Genomic DNA, 22492 nt, shown 5'->3' on the forward strand with positions numbered 1-22492 from the left:
AATGTGGCTTAAGGGTTACTTCTGCCGGCCGGCAAAGACCACCACCACCTTGTCATCCCCCTTCTCCCGCACAAAGGCGTAGGGGGCATCCGAGAGTTTCTGGTGGCTGCCTGCCGCAATGGCCGGATGGGCGGCGCGGAACTGGCCCAGTTGCTGCCAGTGCTTGACCAGCTCAGCCTTGTCTCCGCTGGCCAGCTCCTGCCAGTTCATATCCGAGCGCAGCGCCTGATCGAACACCCCGCCATCCTTGGCCAGCCCGCGGCCGGACTCGTCGCCGTAGTAGAGCTGGATGCCGCCTGGCAGCAGCATAAAGCTGTTGGCGACCCGGCGCTGTAGCGGCACATCCTGATAGTCGCCAAAGAACAGCTTGGTGTCGTGGGAGCTGATGTAGCTCAACACGTTGAACTCGGGATCCTGATTGATGCGGCTGGCGTAGCTGGCATAGGTGGGCTCGGCGCTGGCCATGCACTGGGCCTGTGACAGGGCGAATTCGCGCTGATAGTCGAAGTTGATCAGGGAATCGAAGCCGTTCTGATACCAGAAATCCTTGGCGACCCCGTGATCCCACACCTCACCCACCATGTAGAAGGGCAGAGCGTCGAGGGCCTTGTCCGGGTTGGTGGCTTTCCACTCCTTGAGTGCAGCGGTGCCCGCCTGCTTGAGCTTGGCCCACACTTCGGGCTCCAGATGCTTGACTGTGTCGGCCCTAAAACCGTCGATACCAAAGCGGCGCACCCAGTCGGTGTGCCAGGCGATGAGATAGTCGCTCACGGTAGCGTCGGGCAGCGCCTTGGCGAGGGTATCCTTTTTCGCGGCCAGCAATGGCGGCAGCCCTACCGGTTTGGCCGATTCGGTGAGAAAGTCCGGCAGCCCCGCCACCGAGCCAGTGACATCGTCGGTGCCGGGCTGCGGGTAGCCGGGCAGACCGGCGCGCACCCAGTCACCGCTCCACCATTTGCTCCACGCGGGTGATTGATAGTCGATGAACTGGTTGTAGCCATGCCAGTTGAGGCCGCCGCTCGGGCGCCACTGGTTCCAGACGGTTGGCAGTTTGCTGCTGTTCTGGGTCAGTTCGGTGAGCCCGAGATCTTGCAGATCGGCGAGGGTGGCGTAACCGGCGTGGTTCATCACCACGTCGAGGATGATCCGCATGCCGCGCTTGTGGGCCTCGTCCACCAGGGTTTTCAGGCTATCTTCATCGCCGTAGTTGGGGTCGATTTTGGTGAAGTCGAGCGCCCAGTAGCCGTGGTAGGCGTAGAAAGGGAAGTTGCCCTGCTCGCCACCGCCAATAAAGCCGTGCACCTGCTCCACCATGGGGGTGATCCAGATGGCGTTCATGCCGAGGCTCTTGATGTAGTCGAGCTTCTCGGTCAGCCCCTTGAAGTCGCCGCCGTGCCAGGTGGCCACCTCGTCCTGTCCATCCTTCTGGCGGCCGAAGCTGTGGTCGTTGGCGGGATCGCCGTTGTTAAAGCGATCGGTCAGCAGGAAATAGACGCTCGCCTGATCCCAGCTGAACGGTGCTGGCTTGGCCGCCTTGACCGGTTCGAGCAGCAGCAGGCCGCCGCTCTCTTTACTCGGGGTCAGGGTCAGTTTGCCCTGTTTGACCACCGCCTCCTGTTTCGAGTAGGCATCCCGCAGTCGGGTGCCGTCGGGCCAGACCCCTTGCAGCGATACCTTGACCGGGCCGCCATCCCAGCTGATGCAGGGCTCTTCTGGTGGCTGGCGTTTGAATTCGCTCTTCTTGGTCGCCCGCAGCACCTTGAGGCTGGGGGTATCCGGGTTGAAGGTGAACTGATACTCCCCGGCCAGCATCACCCGCAGAGTAAAGCTCTGATCCTTGCTGCATTTGTCCATGGGCTGGGCGGTGCCGAAGGGGAGCGGCTTGCTCTCGCTCGGGCCAAAGCTGGTACCGCAACTGTTGTCTGCGTCGCTGATGCGGATCTGGTGGCTCCCCTTGGCAAGGGTGTGGGTCAGCTCCACCGTGCCCTTGTCCAGCACGATCGGGGTCGCCACCGGTTGACCATCCACATAGAGGCGAACCTCGGGGGCGGCCATCGCCTGTTGGATGAACAGAGGGGCGGCCAGCAGGGCAAGCCAGAGAGGGGATAAGTGATGAGCACGACGCATAAGCCATTCCTTGAGCAGGGCAGTTCGGACAAGGGCCCATTCTAGGAGCAGCAAAGCGCGCCTTGGATCGGCAAAATGCCGATTTGTGACTTCAGTTCAAATGGTTACGTTTTCAAGCCGAGGAAAGTGTGACGGAGAGGAGATGGGAGGCTCTGTCGATAAAAATAGCGGCCATAAAATAATGCCGGTCAGGTGACCGGCATTTGGTGTGTCAGGCATCGTCGTCACATCAGACGGTGAAGAACTTGAAGTTGACGAAGGCCACCGCGATGAAGGAGGCCACCATGCCGCTGATACAGAGCACAGCAGGGCGGATGGCGGGCCAGCGATGGGTCAGCAGAATGATGGCCAGCAGGGTCGGGTAGAGCCCGAACATATAGCGTGGCATGGCGTTGAGGCCGGTCATCAGCGGGATGGTGCAGCAGATGAACATCAGGGTCGCTTCCGCCCAGCGTTTCTGGCTGAACAGGTAGCCGTTCAGGCACCAGCCGAAGATCACCATGATGGAGAGGTAAGCCTTGCGTCCGCCCAGCTCGAAACCGCTCAGCCACCAGTCCAGCGGGCTGTCCATGTAGCGACCCCAGGCCACCTGAATGTGCTTGAAGGCAAAGGCATCGCCGGTCAGGTGATAGAGGTAGACCATGTAGGCAAACAGGCCAAACGGGATCATCCAGAGGGTGAAGACCACCTTGAAGGCGCGCTCGGTAAAGCGGAAAAATTCCCGCCAGCCGTAGGCCTGCAGCGCCAGGATCAGCACCGGGAAGACCATCATCACCCCCAGGTTGCGGGTGGCGGAGATACAGACCCCCAGCACGGCCACCATCAGCCACTGCTCCCGATAGGCGAACAGGAACATCCCCAGCATCAGCGCCATAAAGGTCGACTCGGTATAACCGGAGACGAAGTAGGCGGAGAAGGGGGAGAAGGCGAGCAGCCATACGCCAAAGCGGGCGGTATCGTCCCCCAGCTTGAGCTGCCGCAGCACCAGCAGCATCAGCGGCAGGCTGGCGAAGAAGGAGATATTGGTAACAATAATGAGGCCGATCAGGCTCTCCACATTGAACAGGTTGGAGATGGCACCAGAGACCATCGGATAGAGCGGCATAAAGGCCCAGTTGGCCGCATTGCCCTTGCTCAGCCAGCGCGGGTAGAGGTCGTAGCCGTTCTCGATAATGCGCTGGAACCAGACGCAGTCAAACTGACAATAGGCCTGCAGCGGGCCAATGTCGGGGGAGCCATAGAGCTGGACCCCGAAGTAGCCCATGCCATACAGCGCCACCCGGCTCAGCATGAAGGCGGCGATGATCATCAGCCAGTCACGACCGCTGATGCGCAGTGACGGGCGATAGGGGAGTGCAGCCCCGGTGAGCGGGGCAGTATTGGTCATATCATTCATCAGGCAAAAACCCAGACGCGAGAGAGAACGTAAGTGAGGACGGTAACGGTCAGGGTGGCGATGACCACCGGCAGCAGACCGGAGAGCCCCGCAAACAGCAGGCCGCTCAGGATCAGGTTACGCACCGCCAGCGAGAAGAGGGCAACCAGCAGAAACTTGCTGGCGGCTCCCTGCTTCTGGAAGGTGATGTAGCGGTGACCAAAGAAGGAGAACCAGAACGCGATGGCAAAAGCCAACGTGGTAACCAGGTGCTCCGAGATGGTGGGCCAAGTATGAAACAGTGCGATGGAGGTGCCAAGGTCGACGAGGGTAGCCCCCCCGCCGACAAAACCGAAACGTACCAGCCGCCAGAATTCCTCGCGGGAGATCATTGAGGCGCTTGCTCCTGCTGCTCTTGCTGGTTGCTGTCAGCGCTCTGCGGTTTGCCCGCATCCTGCTTGGCATACTGGCCATAGACCCCTTCAATGAGGTAGACCGGGCGCTGTTTCACTTCCACGAACATGCGGCCGATGTACTCGCCGATGATGCCGAGCGACAGCAGCTGGATACCGCCGAGGAACAGCACTACGGACATCAGGGAGGCGTAACCGGGTACGTCGATGCCGAAGAAGATCACCTGGGTGATGATTTTCAGGATATAGAGGAAGGCCACCAGCGAGACGCTGACACCCACATAGCTCCAGACCCGCAGCGGCCAGCTGGAGAAGCTGAGCAGACCGTCGAGGGCGAAGTTCCACAGTTTCCAGTAGTTGAACTTGGTTTCACCGGCGTGACGGGCCGGGCGCTCGTAGGGGACGCCAACGGCACGGAAACCGGCCCAGGCAAACAGCCCCTTCATAAAGCGGTTGCGCTCGGGCAGCAGCTTGATCGCCTCGACCACGCGACGGTCGATCAGGCGGAAGTCACCGGCGTTCTCCGGTAGCTTGGTGCTGGTGGAGAGCGCATTAAAGAAGCGGTAGAAGCCACCGGCAGTCAGGCGCTTCATCGGGGTATCGGCGCTGCGATCGACGCGGATGCCGTAGACGGTGTCATAGTCACCGGTCTGCCACAGTTTGACGAACTCCAGGATCAGGGCGGGCGGGTCTTGCAGATCCACATCCATCGGTACGATGGCATCCCCTTTGGCTTGATGCAGACCGGCGGTCAGGGCGGCTTCTTTACCGAAGTTGCGTGCCAGGTTGACCAGGGTTACGCGCGGATCGCGGGCGATGGCCTGCTCGACCACTTCACGGGTGCGGTCACGGCTGCCATCGTTGACGAATACAATTTCAAGCTGGTCTTTCAGCGGGGCCAGTTCGTTGTCTATCGCGTTGATGAAGGCATCGATGCTCTCTTCCTCGTTGTAAACGGGAACGACCAGAGAGAGTCGAAAATCTGGATGCGACATAAGAACGTCCTTATTTGGGATAGTTGTTTTTATAAAATGGTATTCGGGGCAAGGATCACTGGGCTACGGTCAAACGTACCGACTGCACATTGATGGGAGTAGGTGCCGAGAGCGCCAGAAAATTGGGCCGCTTGGGATCTGCCGTGAGCGAGTCACCGGGCAGACTGAGGCGGATTTCGTTGATGCCCGCTTTGGCCAGTTTCACCGTGGTGGTGAAGTCGTGACCCAGCGCCACTTTCAACAGAGCACCGGCTTCCGGGCTGTTGATGCGGGCCTGTACGGTAAGCTGATCCGGATTGGCCGCTTGCTTGGGCAGCACAAAGTAGAGACCGCCCTGACCGCTAAGCAGGGTACCTTCGTCGCTCGGCTTCTTGGCCCAGCCTTCGCTGGAGAGGAAGCGGCTCGGTTTGGTCAGATTGAGCTCGTTACCCGGCTGATAGGTCATGCTGGAGTTGTGTTCCCAGAAGCGAGTCTTGCCTTCCAGATAATAGAGTTTGTAGGCCAGGCTCACGTTGGGGTGAGCAGCCAGATAGAGGGTGTAAAGATAAAAACCGCTTAACGCCAGAATGGCAGTCAAAAAACCGAACTTTTTGTACGTCATATCACTCTCTATGCCTGACAGAATGGGTAGGCCGATGTCGCGCATATGCTAATCCAATTGCAAAAAAAGCATAGTGGATCACAAAAAAATATTTGGTCACATATTAACCCCTTTTTACCCCTGTTCCAAACGTTGCTGTTTCCCGGTTAAACAGGCCTGGCGGGGTGCAGGTTGCCAGTGGTGCTCCGGCAGGGCAATTGGCAAATAGACGTGCTTTGCTGCGTCATTTTCTAGCGGATGCGATAGTCATCTGGCCTCTATCGCCATTTTGCAGGGGGCGATTTATGATGACTCACTTATTCGTCAAGGATGACATATGAAGTGGATCTCTTGCTGTCTGTTGCTTGGATTATGGGCGCCAATGGCATTGGCCAGGGCCCTGTGTCCCGAGCCTATTCAGGTCGGTTACGATAACTGGCCACCCTACCATTATTACGAAGCCGACTCACCGCAAGAGGTGCGCGGTTATGCCGCCGAGGTGCTGACGGCTGTGCTCACTTCCATGCACTGCAAGGTCAACTATGTGGAGCTGCCCTGGAAGCGGGTACTGCACGAGATGGAGCATGGCGAGATAGACATGGCGATGGAGGCGAATATCAATGATGAGCGCGCCCGTTATGCCTGGTTTTCCGACTCCTACAACCCGGGGCGCACCTTGCTGTGGATCCGCAAGGGCAGCCACTATCCCGAACAGGATCTGACGAGCTGGCTGGCCAGTGGTTACTCCCTCGGTGTCACCAAAGAGTACTTCTATGGTGATGAAGTGATGTCGCTGCTCGCTCGCTATGCCAAACAGGTGAGTGCGGTGAGCGACCAGCAAAATTTTGAGAAGCTGGCCCGCGGGCGGATCGACGGTTTCCTTGGTGACATGCTGGCTACCCCCAGCGCCCTTAACAAGGAGGGGATGAGCGGTCTGTTCACCAGCCATCCCATGGTGGTATCTGAATCGCCGAGCTTCTTTATGTTGGGCAAACGCAGTTTTTCGCCGCAGTTCTTGCAACAATTTAATCAGGCGTTGGCGCGGTTCAAGGAGACAGATGCGTATGACATTATCTGGCAGCGTTATGCCCCCGGGCGCTAGCAAAGTATTGGCCGTTCACGCATCATGAGCGGCCTGAGCATCGGGTCTGCTTGTCAGGCCTGACAGAGTGAACAAACCGTTTTGAGGTACCCATGGGGATGAAGTATTGGCTGGCCCTTGCCAATCTGGTGTGGCTTGGATGTTTGCCCGCTGGCGCGGTACATGCGACCGAAGCACAAGTTGTGGTGGCGGCCAGTGAAACCGGACACGACTGGTATCAGGGCAGTCAGGCCGAACAGGCCCGTGTCGAGCTGGAGCAGCAGTTGCAAGAGGCTGTGCTTGCCCAGCTGCACCCCGATTTTTTCACGCTGTGGAAGCGCCTGCAGGCCACCCCTGCAGACAAGCGTGGTGCCATCTATGACGACATTTTTACCAAGCTGAGCCGTTTCCAGCACGCCTGGCGGGGGATGGATCTGGTCTCTCGCGAGCAGATGAAGACCCTTAAGCTCGATTTGAACCGCCCTGTGGTGACCCAACCCAGCGATGATGACCTGCTCACCCAGGTGAAATCCCTGCGCCCCCAGGTGGCTGAATACGAGGCGGTGCGAGCCAAAGTGCACAAGCTGCTGGCGATGCCGATGGCCAGCAAGTGGCCGACCCTCGATATGCCGACCCTGCGTGCCGGAGAGAGCGCCGCCGAGCTCGGCCAAATCCGCGCCATGCTCAACGAGCTGGGCGACAGCGCCCCGAGCCATGGTGATCAGATTTACGATGGTGATACCGAGCAGGCCATCAAGCAGTTCCAGCGTCGTCACGGTCTCACCGCGGACGGCATCATCGGTCGTCAGACCCGCTCCTGGCTCAATACCGGTCCGCAAGTGCGCGCCAGCTTGCTGCTGCGTAACCTGTGGCGTCGCGATCTGGTGGATCAACTCGCCGGTGGCCGCTACGTGCTGGTCAATATTCCTGACTACCGCCTGAGCGTGGTGGAGTCCGGCAACGAGGTGTTTACCAGCCGGGTCATCGTCGGCAAGGAGCAGCGTGCCACCCCCATTCTGGCCAGCGAAATTCGCTCCATCGTGCTCAACCCCTCCTGGCATGTGCCGCGCTCCATCCTGAGCAAAGACATCCTGCCCAAGCTGGGTCGGGATCCCGCCTATCTGAGTCGCGAGCAGTTCGAGGTGATCGACAGCGAGGGTAATCCGGTCCAGTTCACCGAAGAGGGGTGGCATCAGGCGCTGGCCGCCGGTTTCCCCTATCGCTTGCGGCAAAAGCCGGGGGATCACAATGCCCTGGGGCGCTACAAGTTCTACCTGCCCAACAATGACGCCATCTATCTGCATTCCACTCCGCGCAAGGCGCTGTTCGAGCAGGGGGCGCGCGCCTTCAGTTCGGGCTGCATCCGGGTGGAACATGCGGACGATCTGGCTGAGCTGTTGTTGGCGGACTCCCGCTATCAGCCGGACAAGGTGGCCAATATCCTCAAGGAGAGCCAGACCAAATGGTTGCCGCTCACCACGCCGATCCCGGTCTTTACTGTCTACTGGAGCAGCTGGATCGACGAAAATGGTCGCCAGCAACTGCGTAACGACATCTACGGATTTGATCGGGTCAGCTTCCAGAGTCGCCTGCTGTGATCCCTGCCACAGAGTGAAAAGCCCGGCCTGTGCCGGGCTTTTCTATGGGCGATTGAGGTTTGACAGGCCCCCCCGCCGGAAGGTAGTTTCAAGCGCCTGTATCACATTCAATCAGTGATTTTATTCAACTATTTTCGCTTGAATCTGCGATGGACGAACCCCTTATGCTGGAACAAGAGATAAGTCGACGTCGCCTGTTGTTGGGAGCCGGTTGCCTGCTGGGCAGCTCGCTGATCTCCTTCCCTGCACTGGCCAGCCGCAGTACCACCGGGCGTGAACTCAGTTTCTTCAATCTCAATACCGGCGAGCGGGTGCGCGCCAGCTATTGGGAGAATGGCCACTATCTGAGCGACGGGTTGGCCGAGCTCAACCACATCTTCCGCGATTACCGGCGCAACGAAGTGTTCAACATCGACAAGAAGCTGTTTGATCAGCTGTTTCTGTTGCAGCACAAGCTGGGTCGGCGCAGCGAAATCCAGCTGATCTCCGGCTATCGCGCCCCGGCGACCAATCGTCAGAAGCGCCACAAGAGCCGCGGTGTGGCCAAGCACAGCTACCACACCTTGGGGCAGGCGGTGGATGTGCGGATCCCCGGCGTACAGCTGGCTCATCTGCGCAAGGCGGCGCTCCAGCTCAAGGTGGGTGGGGTTGGTTACTATCCTCGTGATAACTTCGTTCACCTTGATACCGGCCCGGTGCGCAGCTGGTAAAGGGGATGGCAAGCTGCCAAGCTCTTCCCACCAGAGAGGAGATAGCGATGAAAAAGATAGTGATTGGCGGCCTGATCGCCCTGTTGTTGACCGGTTGCAGCAAGCTCAACCGTGAAAATTACGACCAGTTGAAGATGGGGATGAGTTACGCCGAGGCCAGCACCATTCTGGGCAAGGCGGAGCGTTGTGATGATGCCTTGGGCACCACCAGCTGCCTCTGGGGCGGGGAAGGGAAGAACATCAAGATCCGCTTTATCGCCGACAAGGCGACCTTCTTCAGCTCGGAAGGGATTAACTGAGTCGCAGAACGTCCATGAAAAAAGCGCCGCTCGGGCGCTTTTTTGTTGCTCGTAATCCAACCCGCTTCGCCAGAAGCTGGCGTACTCAGTGGGTCGCGTACTGGTAGTTGAAGGTGGGCAGACCCCACTTGAAGCGAACCGCCAGCAGCCGAAGTACAAAGCCAATTCCGATAGAACCGAACGCCGCCCAGTTGGTCGGCAAGCCCTGATCCAGCGCCAGACAGTAAAGCGCTGCGGTGATCAGCGAAATGGCTGCATAGAGCTCGCGACGAAACACCAGCGGAATGCGTTGGCAGAGCAGATCCCGCAGCACCCCGCCAAAGACCCCGGTCACCACCGCCATGATGCAGGCAATACCGGCGCCGTGGCCCATATCCAGCGCTCGGGCCGCACCGAAGATGGAGAAGACCACCAGCCCCAGGGCATCGAGGGCCATGAACAGCTTGCCGAGATAGCGCATCAGGGGGGCGGAGACCACACCCGCCATCGCGGCTGCGGCAACCAGCAGCACATATTCCGGATGTTCAATCCAGAGCAGCGGATAGTGGCCGAGCAGCACATCGCGGATGGTGCCACCACCGATGGCCGTCGCCGAGGCGATGATCACCACACCAAACAGATCCATCCGTCGCCGACCCGCGGCCAGCGCGCCGGTCATCCCTTCGGCCACCAGGCCCACCAAGAAGAGTGCATGTAACATGAGATATCCCAGGGAACGAGAAAGGCCAGAATCCTACCAACTCGTGTCATATGGGACAAGCTATCGAATGCATGCATTAATTTAATTCATGCTAAATGCAAAAAAGCACCGTTTCGGGAGCCTTTTCGAATCAATGTTCAAGGGTTAGCGCCCCAACTGCTCCTTGCGGTAGTGATCGACCCACATGGCGGTGGCGCCACAGATGGCGACCGGCATCACGAAGAGGTTTACCACCGGAATGGCGGAGAAGAGGGTCACCAAAGCGCCGAAGCTGAGGCACTTGCCACGGCGTTGCTTCAAGGCGTCACGCATGGTGATGAAGTCGATCTTGTGGTTGTCGAACGGATAATCCACATACTGGATCGCCATCATCCAGGCGCTGAACAGGAACCAGAGCACAGGCGCCAGGGTCTGGCCCACCACCGGGATCAGAAACAGGATCAGGCAGCCAATGGCCTTGGGCAGGTAATACTTCAGCTTGGTCCATTCGCGGCCGAAGGTGCGTGGCACATCCTTGACGATATCCAGCATGCCGCTGTCATTGGCGGGCTGACCGGTGAGGATCTGCTCCACCTTCTCCGCCAGCAGGCCGTTGAAGGGGGCGGCTACCCAGTTGGCAACCGAGCTGAAGATAAAGGAGAAGACCACAAGTATGGTGATGAGGGCGATGGGCCACAGCAGGTAGTCCAGCCAGTCGAGCCAGGCGGGGATCTGCTGATGGAGCCAGGCGAACAGGCCGTCCAGTTGCAGCAGCAGGGCATAGAAGGCCCCGGCAAACAGCACGAAGTTGACCAGCAGGGGGATCAGCACAAAGGTGCGGATGCCCGGTTGGCGAATGAGGGAAAAACCGCGCAGAAAGTAGTCTGCACCGCTGATTGAATCTTTGACCATATGGGGTGATTGGCTCATGTGAGCTCCATCTATGCATGGGAGAACTGCCAGCATATTACAAACAAGCCTTTGATTTGGTAAAGTCGCCGACTATTCCTTATTTCGTGCCGTGGCGACTGAAAATCGGGCATTGAATGGGGATGATGCCTGCATATTACAAACAAAGCCGGGTCTGGATTTGGTAAAATCGCCTGCCCGCCTCCTCTTTATTTAGCCACTGATACAGGTCGCCATGCGTCTGAAACTGATCAAACTCGCCGGCTTCAAGTCGTTCGTCGAGCCGACCCGCATCGAACTGTCGGCAGATATGACTGCTGTGGTTGGCCCCAACGGCTGTGGCAAATCCAACGTGATCGACGCGGTGCGCTGGGTGCTGGGGGAGAGCTCGGCCCGCCATCTTCGCGGCGAGAACATGACCGATGTCATCTTCAACGGCTCTATCAATCGCAGTGCGCACGGGCGCGCCTCGGTCGAGCTGGTGTTCGACAATCCCCATAACCGGGTGCCCGGTGAGTTCGGCCGCTTTACCGAGATTTCGGTGCGCCGCGAAGTGCTGCGCGACGGCTCCAACCACTATCAGATCAACGGCCAGAAGTGCCGCCGCAAGGATGTTACCGACCTCTTCCTCGGCACCGGTCTTGGCCCCCGCAGCTACGCCATCATCGAGCAGGGCACCGTCAGCCGACTGGTGGAGTCGCGTCCGGCCGATCTCAAGCTCTTTATGGAAGAGGCCGCCGGGGTCTCCCGCTACAAGGAGCGGCGCCGCGAGACCGAGCAGCGCATTCGCCATACTCAGGAGAATCTGGAGCGCCTCGGCGATATTCGCGGCGAGCTGGGCTCGCGCCTCGACCACCTCAAAGCCCAGGCCGAAACGGCCGAGCGCTACAAACAGCTCAAGAGTCGTTCGCGCGCAGCTCGCGCCGAGCTGATTGGCTCCGAGTTGTGGGCGCTGGAGACGCGCCTTGGCGAGGCCAAAACCGAGCTGGCGCAGGCCGAGCAGGCGCTGGCGGCGCTCGATGCCAAGCGCACCGCCGATGAGGGGCGCCACGTCACCCTGTCGGTCGCCAGACAAGAGGCGCAAGCCGAGCAGGCGAGCCGTCAGCAACAGATTTTTCTCGGCGGGCAGGCCATCGCCCGTCTCGAGCAACAGCAACTGCACCAGAGTGAACTGGGGCGCGACTGGCAGGCCCGTGCAGAGGCGCTGGGCGAGCGGATTGCTACCCGCAAGGCGCAGCTTGCCAGCCAGCAGGATCAACTGACCGAAGGGGTATTGCGCGCAGAGCAGGAGAGTGCCCGGCTGGAGCAGTGTGAGCAGTTGCTCACTGAGCAGCAGGAGGCCCGCCAGCACGCCAGCGAGCAGCTGGAGCAGGCCCGCCTGCGCCAGCAGCAGTGGCAACAACAGTTGGCCGGGTTGCAGGGCCAGCTCAACCAGACCCGCACCCGGTTGGGTGGCCTGCAGGAGCTGCAAGCCAAGACCCGGCTGGCCCGCCTCAAGCTGGAAGATGAACGTGCTGGCCCCCTCGGCACAGAGGCCGACGATCTGCAACCGGCCCTCGATGCCCTGAGTGGTGAGCTGGAGCTGACGCGGGCGGCCAATGGTGAGCTAACCCAGCAGCTGGCACAGGCGGTCGACGCCCATGAACAACTCAAGCAGCAGCATGGCCAGCAGTTGAGCCTGCAACGGGAGCTGGAGGCGCGGCTGGCGACCCTGGATCAGATCCTCGGCGAGCAGATGGAGGGGGCGACCCTGGCGGATCGACTGCAGGTTGCCCCCGAGTGGGCACAGGCACTCGACAAGGTGCTGGGTCGCTGGCTTACCGCAACGCCGGCGGACGAGTGCAATCTGGCGCAAGAGGGACTCTGGATTGGCCCGGCGCAACCGGCGGTTGCCGGTACGCTGGCGGCGCAACTGGGTGGTGAGTATATTCCTGCCTTCCTCAACGCCATCTGGCTGGTGGAGAGCAGGGAGGCCGCATTGGCCCGCCAGCCAAGCCTTGCGGCCGGTGAGTCGGTACTGACTCCTGCTGGCGACTGGCTGGGGCCAAACTGGGCAGATTTGGGACAGGGCGCGGCGCTTGGCACCATGGCGCTGCTGGGTGAGCGTGAGCGGTTGCATACCGAGCAGGAGAGGGTTGCCGCGGGGCTGGCACAGTTGAGCGAGCAACTTGTGGCTGCCGATGCCCGGCGCGCCCAGATTGCCAGTGCGCAGGAGTTGTCGCAGCGAACCTTGCGCGAGCAAGAGCAGAAATGGCAACAACTGCGCGAAGCCTGGAGCCTGCAACAGGGTCAGCGGCAGGAGCGGTTGCAGCGGCTCGGTCAGCTCGGTGAAGAGCTGATCCGGCTAGATCAGGAGCAGGCCGAAGAGGCAGAGCGGCTGGCCAGCGCCCGTGAACAACTGGAACTCGATGAGGCGCGCCTTGCCGAGTTGCAGGAGCAGGGGGAGCCGCTGACACAAGGGTTGCAGCTCGCTCAGGATCAGCTGACCCGCTGCGAGCGGGCGGTTGACGAGGCCCGTGTGCGCCGCGAGCAGCAACAAGCGGCCTGCCAGCGTTTGCAACTGGAGCTGGGCAATCTGCGCCAACTCATTACCCTGGGTGAAGAGGAGTTGGCGAGGCTCGGGCTGGAGCTGGCCGGGCTGAAAGGGCCGGATCGCGAGGCCGTGCCGGATCTGGCGCCCCTGCTGGCCGAGCAACGCAATCTGGAGGCGCAGCAGCTCGCCTGTCATCAACGGCTTGCGGAGCTGGAGCGCCAGCTCGGTGAGCTGGAGCAGGCCAGAAGTGCCGATCACAAGCAGCTGGTGACGTTGCAAGAGAAGCTGGCGACCCTGCGCCTTGAGCGCGAACGCAACCTCACCCGTCGACAGGGGCTGCACGAGCAGTTCGAAGAGCTGGGGATTCGACTGGTGGATCTCGATCAGGCGGTGCTGATCGCCGCTGATCGCAGCAAGCTGCGGCAGGAGATCCAGACTCTGGAGGGGCAAGTGGAGGCGCTCGGCGCCATCAACCTGGCGGCGCTGGAGGAGTACGAAGAGGCAAAAACCCGGGCAACCTATCTTGAAAATCAGTGTCAGGATCTCGAGCAAGCGCTGGAAACCTTGAGCCAAGCCATTAAAAGAATTGATAAAGAGACACAAATACGGTTCCGGGACACTTTCGATAAGGTCAACGAAGATTTAAAATCCCTGTTTCCAAAAGTGTTCGGTGGGGGCAGTGCCTGGCTTGAGCTTACCTCCGATGATCTTTTGGAGGCCGGAGTGAGCATCATGGCGAGACCTCCGGGTAAGAAGAATGCTACCATTGCCCTGCTTTCCGGGGGGGAGAAGGCGTTAACCGCGCTTGCGCTGGTTTTTGCCATCTTCAGACTCAACCCAGCACCTTTTTGTCTGCTGGATGAGGTGGATGCACCGCTCGATGAAGTGAACGTCGGTCGCTTCTGTTCTCTTGTCAAAGAGATGTCGAGCACAGTACAGTTCGTTTACATCAGTCATAATAAGGTCTCCATGGAGATGGCTGAGCAGCTGGTTGGCGTCACGATGCAAGAGCCCGGGGTTTCTCGCATTGTGTCGGTCGATATCGGTGAAGCCGTCGCTTTGGCTGAGCAAAACTAGAAAGAGAAGCAGCTAATGCAGGAATTGCGTTACATCTTGGTTGCCCTGGGCGGTATTGCTATTGCGGCATTGCTCATTCACGGGTTGTGGAGCAACAAAAAGAATCGTCAGGCACCGATCAAAGAGAAACCGATTGGACGGATGGACTCCAAGTCGCGGGATCGTGATAACGGCGCCTTCGACAGCGATGGCATCGGCCAGGTACGCGTGGTCAGTGGTGGCCGTCGTGCCGAGCCCAAGCTGCGCAGTGAAGAGAGCCGCCAGCCGGAACTCGGTCGTCGCCCTGCCGTCCCCGCCTTTGATGATGAAGATGACGAGGACGATCTGCCGCCGCCCGTAGTGCGCAAGCCTGCTGCCCGCCCGGTTCCGCCGCCTCCTGTCTATGAAGAGGAGGAAGCGTTCGACGAACCGCTGCCCGAGGAGATCGACGAGGCGCCCGCCGCGCCGGTGCGCAAACCTGCTCAGGTCAATCGTCGTACCCCGGTCTACCGTTCCCGTCCCCAGCGCGAGCCCATGATGCAGTCGCTGGACGACGAGCCGCTGGTCGAGCCCGCTTACGCGACCGCCCCGACTTTTGGTGCCCGTGCAGAGACAGCCCGTACCGCTGACACCGTTCGTGCCGAACCGGTGCGTGCTCCCGAGCCGGAATATCAGCCGCAGCCCCGTCATGTGGCTCCCGAGCCTGTTTATGAAGAGCCAGCCTATGTGGCACCTGCACCTGTGGTGGAAGAGCCGCGCATGGCACCCCAGCCGGTCGAGAAGATCTGGCAGGATGTCTATGTCATCAACCTGATGGGCCGTCCGGGTCACGACTTGCAAGGTGCAACCCTGCTCTCATCCCTGATGGCGCTGGGCTTCAAGTTTGGCGAGATGGATATTTTCCACCGTCACGAAGATCCCAACGGCAAGGGTGAAGTGCTCTTCTCCATGATCAACATGGTCAAGCCGGGTACCTTTAACCCGTACCGGATGGAGCAGTTCACCACGCCGGGTGTCTCCCTGTTCATGCAACTGCCGCTGCGCAGCAATGCCGCGTTTGCCTTCGAGGACATGCTGCAGGCTGCCGATCAGCTGGCCAGCGATCTCGATGCCATGCTGACAGATATGGATCGCAGCCCGCTGAGCGACGAGACCATTGCCCGTTACCGTCACGAGCTGGCTGCCTACGAGGCCAGCCGCGACTAATACGCCATGCGGGTCGAGTGAAGAAAAAGTGCGGTACCCTGGTACCGCATTTTTGTTTCTACCCCGGCCGGATGTTCAATCACACTTCGAGACTTTTTCATGAGCGATATCCTCTCCCGCCACCGTCAATTGTGTGAACTGCTTACCGAATATGGTCACCAGTACTATGTGCTGGATAACCCGACCGTACCGGATGCCGAATACGATCGCCTGATGCGCGAACTGATGGCGCTGGAAGCCGAGAATCCCGAGCTGAAAACACCGGCGTCACCCAGCGTGCGGGTCGGCGGTCAGCCGCTGACGGCGTTCAGTCAGGTACGTCACGAGATCCCCATGCTCAGTCTGGATAACGTCTTTAGCAGCGAAGAGTTGCAGGCGTTCGAACAACGCATGAGCGATCGTCTCAAGCGTGACGTGCGTTTCACCTTCTGCTGCGAGCCCAAGCTCGACGGCTTGGCGGTGAGTCTGCTCTATGTGGATGGTCAGCTGGTGCAGGCGGCGACCCGGGGCGATGGCGCCACCGGTGAGGAGATCACCGAGAACGTGCGTACCATCAAGGCCATTCCGCTCGCATTGCGGGGCTCTGGTTGGCCCGAGCGGCTTGAGGTGCGTGGCGAAGTGTTTATGCCCAAGGCCGGTTTCGAGGCGATGAATGCCAAGGCACTGGCAGCAGGCGAGAAGGTGTTCGTCAACCCTCGTAACGCCGCCGCCGGCAGCCTGCGTCAACTCGATTCACGCATCACCGCCAGCCGTCCCCTAAGCTTTTACGCTTACGGTGTCGGTGTTGGCGGCGAGCTGCTCGGTGACTCTCACTTTGGTCGCCTCAATCAGCTCAAAGCGTGGGGGCTGCCGCTCAGTCCCGAGGTGAAGCTCAAAGAGGGGGCCGCCGGTTGTCAGGCGTTCCATGACGACATTCTGGCCCGCCGTGGCGAGCTCCCTTACGAGATCGACGGCGTGGTCTACAAGGTGGATGCCATCCCCCTGCAAGAGGAGCTGGGCTTTGTGGCCCGCGCCCCGCGCTGGGCGACCGCCCACAAGTTCCCGGCGCAGGAGGAGATGACAGAGCTTGAGAACGTCGAGTTTCAGGTTGGCCGTACCGGCGCCGTGACCCCGGTCGCCAAGCTAAAACCGGTGTTTGTCGGCGGCGTGACTGTCTCCAACGCGACTCTGCACAACGCCGACGAGATCGAGCGCCTTGGCGTCATGGTCGGCGATACCGTGATCGTGCGCCGGGCAGGGGACGTGATCCCGCAGATCGTCGCCGTAGTGGAGGCGCTGCGCCCTGTTGATGCGCGCGAAATTCTCTTCCCGACCGAGTGTCCGGTCTGTGGCTCTGCGGTGGAGCGGCTGGAAGGGGAAGCGGTTGCCCGCTGCTCCGGTGGCCTGTTCTGCGAGGCGCAGCGCAAGGAGGCGATCAAGCACTTCGCCGCCCGTCGCGCCATGGATGTGGACGGCCTTGGCGACAAGATTGTCGAGCAGCTGGTAGACAAGGGACTGGTGAAGACTCCCGCCGATCTGTTCAGCCTCAATGCCATCCAGCTGGCAGGTCTTGAGCGGATGGGGCAAAAATCGGCCCTCAATCTGGTAGCCGCCATCGATGCGGCGCGCAGTACCACCCTGCCGCGCTTCCTGTTTGCCTTGGGGATCCGCGAAGTGGGGGAGGCGACTGCGCTCAACCTTGCCAACCACTTCCTCACCCTGGATGCCCTGCGCGCGGCCTCGGTGGAGCAGCTGCTCGAAGTGGCTGACGTGGGAGATGTGGTGGCCAAGCATGTCTACTACTTCCTGCGTCAGCCCCACAACGTGGAGGTGTTGGAGGCCTTGCTGGCTGCCGGCATCCACTGGCCGGCCATCGAGAAGAAAGAGGCCGCGGAGCAACCCTTTGCCGGCAAGACCTTCGTGCTGACCGGTACGCTGACCACCTTGTCGCGCAACGACGCCAAGGCAGCGCTGCAGGCGCTGGGGGCCAAGGTGGCGGGTTCGGTATCTGCCAAGACCGATGTGCTGGTGGCGGGGGAGGCGGCCGGTTCCAAGCTGACCAAAGCACAGGAGCTCGGCATTACCATCTGGACCGAAGAGGAGCTGCAACAGGCGTTGCAGGGCTGATAGCCCTCACCAAGCCTGCTAACCGCAGCACCCGATAAAAGAGAACCCGGCATGGCCGGGTTCTCTTTTTTGTTTCGGCGGTTACTCACGCCAGAGGATCTTGTGGCGCCATTTGTCGGGCACGGTGAGCTGCCAGCGGGCCAGTTCGCTCTTGCTGAAGACATATTCGCCGCGCAGGGCCGCGCGCGGGGAGATGGTACGGGGCAGGGTGCCCGCCAGTATGGTGTTGATGAGGCTGGCTGCCTGTATCCCCTGATCGTGGCCGTCCAGCACCAGTCCGCCGATGGCCATCCCCTTGCCGACGGTAAATTCCCAGAAACAGAAGAGCGGCACCGGCGTGTTGGCGCTGGTCCACTCCAGCACAGTCTTTTCGCTCACATGCTTGCCATTGTCATCGACCAGCGTGTGGTAGAGGCCGAGGAAGATTGCCTGATAGCCGTTCTTCTTGGCGTTGAGCACCGCCTCCTGCCAGAGGCTGTAATCCCCCATCAGCTGGCTGTTGATCCGGGTCTGACCGACCCGCAGCTCGGTCTGGGTCTTGAATTCATCCTCGATGGCGGTGAGGGCCACATTGCTGGAATCAAACAGCACCAGTGCCTTGTCGAGCCCCCCCATCATCTGGCTTATTTCGCTGATGTTGCGCTTGAGCAGGGGGCGTTCCAGCACGCCGGTGATCTTGGGGTGGCCGACAAAGCCCTTGAGGCGCGGATTCTCGTTCATGCCGAGAAAGACCACCGGGGTACCCAGCGAGGCGATCTCGTTGGCCAGATAGTTGATGGCGTTGTCATCCCCCAGTACTACCAGATCCGGTTTGCTCTTCAGATAAAAGGCGATGGCTTGCTGGGCTATTTCGTCGAACTTCTCCCGTGGATGGCGTTTGGTATCCATATAGAAGTGAGTGATCTTGTGCTCCCCCTGCAAGCCATCGAGCAGCCCTTTGTTGTAGCTTTGGTCCCACAAGTATTCGGGATGGTAGCTGCTGATCACCAGAATGTTGGCAGCCCAGAGCGGCAGTGAGAGGGTTGATAGCAGTAGCAACAGCAGGGAGGTACGCATGGGTTGTCCCTTGTCGAGGGGAGAGAGTTCTTGTTCAGTATGGGCGGTTTTGGTTGGCGCTGTCATCTCGAAACCGGTGCGGCGGGGGGCGATTTTTTTCGGGTGGGCGGATCGGACGCCAGCCCGCACTCTGCTTGAGATTGGATTTGAATGGAGCTCCTTTTGGTTGGTCGTGAACTGTCCCGCTCGCTGAAAAACCTGTTCTGGATCAAGAAATGAGGCGGCGCTTTGGTGCCTAATAGACACCACATATAGGGATGCATTCGTTTTTAATCCCTATATGTTGTGTTATTAAGCTGTGTATAAGCTGTTCCCTTCCTATCTTCAGCCCAGGCTTGTCAAGCCTCGGCTGAATTTATTTGCGTCCAGGACGAGATGCCGGGAGGGGGGCCCAACAAGGGTGAGCCAGAGGCAAATGCCTGGCCTTTTAACGGGGAAAATCCATGAAACCGGTTGTGATCAAACGTGACGGATGTCGCGCACCATTCAATGCCCAGCTGATTGCAGAGGCGGTCAGCCGAGCGGCGGAAGCGGTCAATCAGGCCAATCCGGCACTCGCCTCCCGCATTGCCAATGCAGTGAGTCAGGAGCTGGAAGGGCGTGGTGAAGTTGATATCCACGAGATCCAGAACCGGGTCGAAAACCACCTGATGGCTTCCGACGACAAGGCCATCGCCCGTGCCTATATCGAATATCGCCACGACAGGGATCAGGCCCGCGAGGCGCGCGGCCGTCTGGCGCAGGAGATCCGCGGTCTGGTCGAGCAGACCAACGCTGCCCTGCTCAACGAGAATGCCAACAAAGACTCCAAGGTGATCCCGACCCAGCGCGACCTGCTGGCCGGTATTGTCGCCAAGCACTATGCCACCAGCCACATGCTGCCCCGTGATGTGGTTCAGGCCCACGAGAGTGGTGATCTGCACTTCCACGATCTCGACTACTCGCCTTTCTTCCCGATGTTCAACTGCATGTTGATCGATCTGAAAGGGATGCTGACCCACGGCTTCAAGATGGGCAATGCGGAGATCGATACCCCGAAATCCATCAGCACCGCCACGGCCGTGACCGCCCAGATCATCGCTCAGGTGGCGAGCCACATCTATGGCGGCACCACCATCAACCGCATCGACGAAGTGCTGGCCCCCTATGTGACCATCAGCTGGCAGAAACACCGTGAAGTGGCCGAAGAGTGGGGCATTGCCGACGTAGAAGCCTACGCCATGGCTCGCACCGAGAAAGAGTGTTACGACGCCTTCCAGTCGCTGGAGTACGAGGTCAACACCCTGCACACCGCCAACGGTCAGACGCCCTTCGTCACCTTCGGCTTTGGCTTGGGGGACAGCTGGGAGTCGCGGATGATCCAGCGCGCCATCCTCAGCAACCGTATCGCTGGTCTTGGCAAGAACAAGAAGACCGCCGTGTTCCCGAAACTGGTGTTTGCCATCAAGGATGGCCTCAACCACAAGCAGGGCGATCCCAACTACGACATCAAGCAGCTGGCGCTGGAGTGTGCCTCCAAGCGGATGTACCCGGATATCCTCAACTACGACCAAGTGGTGAAGGTGACCGGCTCCTTCAAGACCCCCATGGGCTGCCGCTCTTTCCTCGGCGCCTACGAGGAGAATGGTGAGCTGATCCACGAAGGCCGCAACAACCTCGGCGTGGTGAGCCTCAACCTGCCGCGCATTGCGCTGAAATCCCGCGATGAAGCGGACTTCTGGGATCGTCTGGATGCCTCCCTGCGGGTCGCCAAGAAGGCGCTGATGTACCGCATCACCCGTCTGGACGGGGTGAAGGCGCGGGTTGCACCGATCCTCTATATGGAAGGGGCTTGCGGCGTGCGGCTCAAGGCCGACGACAACGTCAGCGAGATCTTCAAGAACGGTCGTGCCTCCATTTCCCTCGGTTATATCGGGGTTCACGAGACCATCAACGCCCTGTTTGGTGACAAGGTGCACCTGTTTGACAGCGCCGAGCTGCAACAGAAGGCCATCGCCATTATCGCCCGTCTCAGGGCGGCCATCGATGAGTGGAAAGAGGAGACTGGCTACGGCTTCAGCCTCTACTCCACCCCGAGCGAGAACCTCTGCACCCGCTTCTGCCGCATCGATGCCAAGGAGTTTGGCGTGGTGCCGGGTGTGACCGACAAGGGGTACTACACCAACAGCTTCCACCTCGATGTGGAGAAGCAGGTCAACCCCTACGACAAGCTGGACTTCGAGGCGCCCTATCCGCCCATCGCCAGTGGCGGTTTCATCTGCTACGGTGAGTACCCCAACATCCAGCACAACCTGGAAGCGCTCGAAAACGTCTGGGATTACAGCTATGACAAGGTGCCCTACTACGGTACCAACACTCCCATCGACGAGTGCTACGACTGCGGCTTTACCGGCGAGTTCGAGTGCACCTCCAAGGGCTTTACCTGCCCGCGCTGCGGCAACCACGACCCCGCCAAGGTGTCGGTGACCCGCCGAGTCTGCGGCTACCTCGGCAGCCCAGATGCGCGCCCCTTCAATGCGGGCAAGCAGGAAGAAGTGAAGCGCCGCGTCAAACATATGTAAATCGATAGAGACTCCCTGTGCAGCAGGGAGTTTCCCTTTGAAAAGGAAGAGAGCATGTTTCTGAAGCCAACTGCAGAGCAGTTATTACAGCAATGGGTCAGTCGAGACTCTTGGCATGAAGGTCATGACGGTAACACCCAATTCTTCTATCGCTTCATTCATGCCTATGTTGAAGAACATGGTTACGAGCTGGATGAAGCTCTTCTTCGGGAAAAAATTCTGTTCATCTTAGACCGTCGTGAAGATGAAGATTTCCAAAGACTTGCCTGTGAGAGGGTAGGTTTTATGCGGAATGTATTGGATTACCTTCAATTCACAAAGAATCTCTAAGAATGCACTACCACCAATACTATCCGGTCGATGTGATCAACGGCCCCGGCACCCGCGCCACCCTGTTTGTCTCTGGTTGTGAGCACCAGTGCCCGGGTTGCTACAACCAGAGCACCTGGCGGCTCGATGGCGGCAAGCCGTTCGATGAGACGATGAGCGATCGCATCATTGCGGATCTCAACGACAGCCGCATCAAACGGCGAGGTCTGTCGCTCTCCGGCGGCGATCCGCTCCACCCGGCCAACGTGCCCCACGTGCTGGCGCTGGTGAAACGGGTGCGCGCCGAGTGTCCGGGCAAGGATATCTGGTGCTGGACCGGTTATCTGCTCGGCGAACTGTCAGAGGCCCAGCGCGAGCTGGTGGCCTTGCTGGATGTGCTGGTGGATGGCAAGTTTGAAAAGGCGTTGGCAGACCCGGGCCTGCTCTGGCGCGGCAGCAGCAATCAGCAGATCCACGACCTCAACGCCTGGCGTGATGCGGGTGAGCGAATTCCCTGTCTGGTTTGCAGTTGAAGCCCGGGATGTTTATGGTTAGCCCATTCCAATCCTGACGATATTTTTGAAAAGGAGAGCCGAAATGAACAATCTGCTCAAGATCCTGCTGGCCATTTTCCTGCCCCCGGTGTGCGCGTTTATCCAGGTGGGCTTTAGCCTGCACTTTTTAATCAACATAGTGCTGACCCTGCTGGGCGGTCTGCCGGGCATGGTCCATGCGCTCTGGCTGGTGGTGAGCGACAAGCGCGGCTGATGCCAGCGGATGGTTAGTGAGCTCATTGACGATAAAGGGGCCAACCTCTCGGGGTTGGCCCTTTTGTTCATGTTCATACGAATACTTTTTCGTTAGGATGGGTGACTGACCAAGCGGGGCGCGTTGAGCGT

At 59.7% G+C, this 22492-nt stretch carries 19 protein-coding genes; 11 read left to right on the forward strand and 8 right to left on the reverse strand.

Annotation, left to right across the window (positions count from 1 at the left end):
* Nucleotides 1-15: 15 nt before the first annotated feature.
* The 5 genes from AACT07_RS00475 to AACT07_RS00495 form a co-directional block, all read right to left on the reverse strand.
* Nucleotides 16-2127, reverse strand: coding sequence for an alpha-amylase (locus AACT07_RS00475; RefSeq protein WP_069526270.1), 2112 nt, complete (start codon nt 2125-2127; stop codon nt 16-18).
* A gap of 229 nt (nt 2128-2356) precedes the next feature.
* On the reverse strand, nt 2357-3523 hold the full coding sequence (locus AACT07_RS00480) for a hypothetical protein (protein WP_005338464.1): 1167 nt from the start codon (nt 3521-3523) through the stop codon (nt 2357-2359).
* On the reverse strand, nt 3523-3894 hold the full coding sequence (locus AACT07_RS00485) for a GtrA family protein (RefSeq protein ID WP_005338463.1): 372 nt from the start codon (nt 3892-3894) through the stop codon (nt 3523-3525). The genes AACT07_RS00480 and AACT07_RS00485 overlap by 1 nt, the downstream gene beginning before the upstream one ends.
* Nucleotides 3891-4910: a glycosyltransferase family 2 protein gene (locus AACT07_RS00490; protein ID WP_069526271.1), complete on the reverse strand. Its 1020-nt coding sequence runs from the start codon at nt 4908-4910 to the stop codon at nt 3891-3893. The genes AACT07_RS00485 and AACT07_RS00490 overlap by 4 nt, the downstream gene beginning before the upstream one ends.
* 55 nt (nt 4911-4965) lie before the next feature.
* Complete coding sequence (locus AACT07_RS00495; protein ID WP_041202288.1) at nt 4966-5511, reverse strand: hypothetical protein; 546 nt, start codon at nt 5509-5511, stop codon at nt 4966-4968.
* A gap of 316 nt (nt 5512-5827) precedes the next feature.
* Between AACT07_RS00495 and AACT07_RS00500 the strand changes: the two genes are divergently transcribed.
* From AACT07_RS00500 to AACT07_RS00515, 4 genes are all read left to right on the forward strand, one after another.
* A complete protein-coding gene (locus AACT07_RS00500; protein ID WP_069526272.1) occupies nt 5828-6592 on the forward strand; it encodes a substrate-binding periplasmic protein in 765 nt (254 codons plus the stop codon).
* Nucleotides 6593-6684: 92 nt separating this feature from the next.
* A complete protein-coding gene (locus AACT07_RS00505; protein WP_069526273.1) occupies nt 6685-8169 on the forward strand; it encodes a L,D-transpeptidase family protein in 1485 nt (494 codons plus the stop codon).
* 164 nt (nt 8170-8333) lie between these two features.
* The gene (locus AACT07_RS00510) at nt 8334-8879 is read left to right on the forward strand and encodes a DUF882 domain-containing protein (RefSeq protein ID WP_005338458.1); all 546 of its coding nucleotides are present in this window, start codon (nt 8334-8336) and stop codon (nt 8877-8879) included.
* Between the two features lie 47 nt (nt 8880-8926).
* Nucleotides 8927-9178, forward strand: coding sequence for a lipoprotein (locus AACT07_RS00515; protein WP_005338457.1), 252 nt, complete (start codon nt 8927-8929; stop codon nt 9176-9178).
* 85 nt (nt 9179-9263) lie between these two features.
* Here AACT07_RS00515 and AACT07_RS00520 read toward each other — a convergent pair whose 3' ends face one another.
* A complete protein-coding gene (locus AACT07_RS00520; protein ID WP_005338456.1) occupies nt 9264-9878 on the reverse strand; it encodes a trimeric intracellular cation channel family protein in 615 nt (204 codons plus the stop codon).
* Nucleotides 9879-10022: 144 nt separating this feature from the next.
* On the reverse strand, nt 10023-10787 hold the full coding sequence (cysZ, locus tag AACT07_RS00525; RefSeq protein ID WP_069526274.1) for a sulfate transporter CysZ: 765 nt from the start codon (nt 10785-10787) through the stop codon (nt 10023-10025).
* 214 nt (nt 10788-11001) lie between these two features.
* On the opposite strand from cysZ, the gene AACT07_RS00530 reads away from it, so the two are divergent.
* The 3 genes from AACT07_RS00530 (at nt 11002) to ligA (ending at nt 17667) form a co-directional block, all read left to right on the forward strand.
* Nucleotides 11002-14376 (forward strand): AAA family ATPase, encoded by a 3375-nt coding sequence (locus tag AACT07_RS00530; protein WP_069526275.1) that lies wholly within the window; start codon nt 11002-11004, stop codon nt 14374-14376.
* A gap of 15 nt (nt 14377-14391) precedes the next feature.
* On the forward strand, nt 14392-15561 hold the full coding sequence (gene zipA / locus AACT07_RS00535; protein ID WP_069526276.1) for a cell division protein ZipA: 1170 nt from the start codon (nt 14392-14394) through the stop codon (nt 15559-15561).
* Between the two features lie 99 nt (nt 15562-15660).
* On the forward strand, nt 15661-17667 hold the full coding sequence (ligA, locus tag AACT07_RS00540) for an NAD-dependent DNA ligase LigA (protein ID WP_069526277.1): 2007 nt from the start codon (nt 15661-15663) through the stop codon (nt 17665-17667).
* 81 nt (nt 17668-17748) lie between these two features.
* On the opposite strand, the gene AACT07_RS00545 is transcribed toward ligA, so the two are convergent.
* Nucleotides 17749-18723, reverse strand: a complete 975-nt coding sequence (locus tag AACT07_RS00545; protein ID WP_005338444.1) for an ABC transporter substrate-binding protein — start codon at nt 18721-18723, stop codon at nt 17749-17751.
* Between the two features lie 443 nt (nt 18724-19166).
* Between AACT07_RS00545 and nrdD the strand changes: the two genes are divergently transcribed.
* From nrdD to AACT07_RS00565, 4 genes are all read left to right on the forward strand, one after another.
* Nucleotides 19167-21284, forward strand: coding sequence for an anaerobic ribonucleoside-triphosphate reductase (gene nrdD / locus AACT07_RS00550; protein ID WP_069526278.1), 2118 nt, complete (start codon nt 19167-19169; stop codon nt 21282-21284).
* A gap of 54 nt (nt 21285-21338) precedes the next feature.
* On the forward strand, nt 21339-21614 hold the full coding sequence (locus AACT07_RS00555; protein WP_069526279.1) for a hypothetical protein: 276 nt from the start codon (nt 21339-21341) through the stop codon (nt 21612-21614).
* A gap of 2 nt (nt 21615-21616) precedes the next feature.
* Nucleotides 21617-22126: an anaerobic ribonucleoside-triphosphate reductase-activating protein gene (nrdG, locus tag AACT07_RS00560; RefSeq protein ID WP_005343869.1), complete on the forward strand. Its 510-nt coding sequence runs from the start codon at nt 21617-21619 to the stop codon at nt 22124-22126.
* 64 nt (nt 22127-22190) lie between these two features.
* Nucleotides 22191-22361, forward strand: coding sequence for a YqaE/Pmp3 family membrane protein (locus tag AACT07_RS00565; protein WP_005343870.1), 171 nt, complete (start codon nt 22191-22193; stop codon nt 22359-22361).
* The last annotated feature ends 131 nt before the right edge of the window (nt 22362-22492 follow it).

Origin of the sequence: Aeromonas sp. ANP5 (genome assembly GCF_963870295.1) — a bacterium.
Taxonomy (GTDB): domain Bacteria; phylum Pseudomonadota; class Gammaproteobacteria; order Enterobacterales; family Aeromonadaceae; genus Aeromonas; species Aeromonas veronii.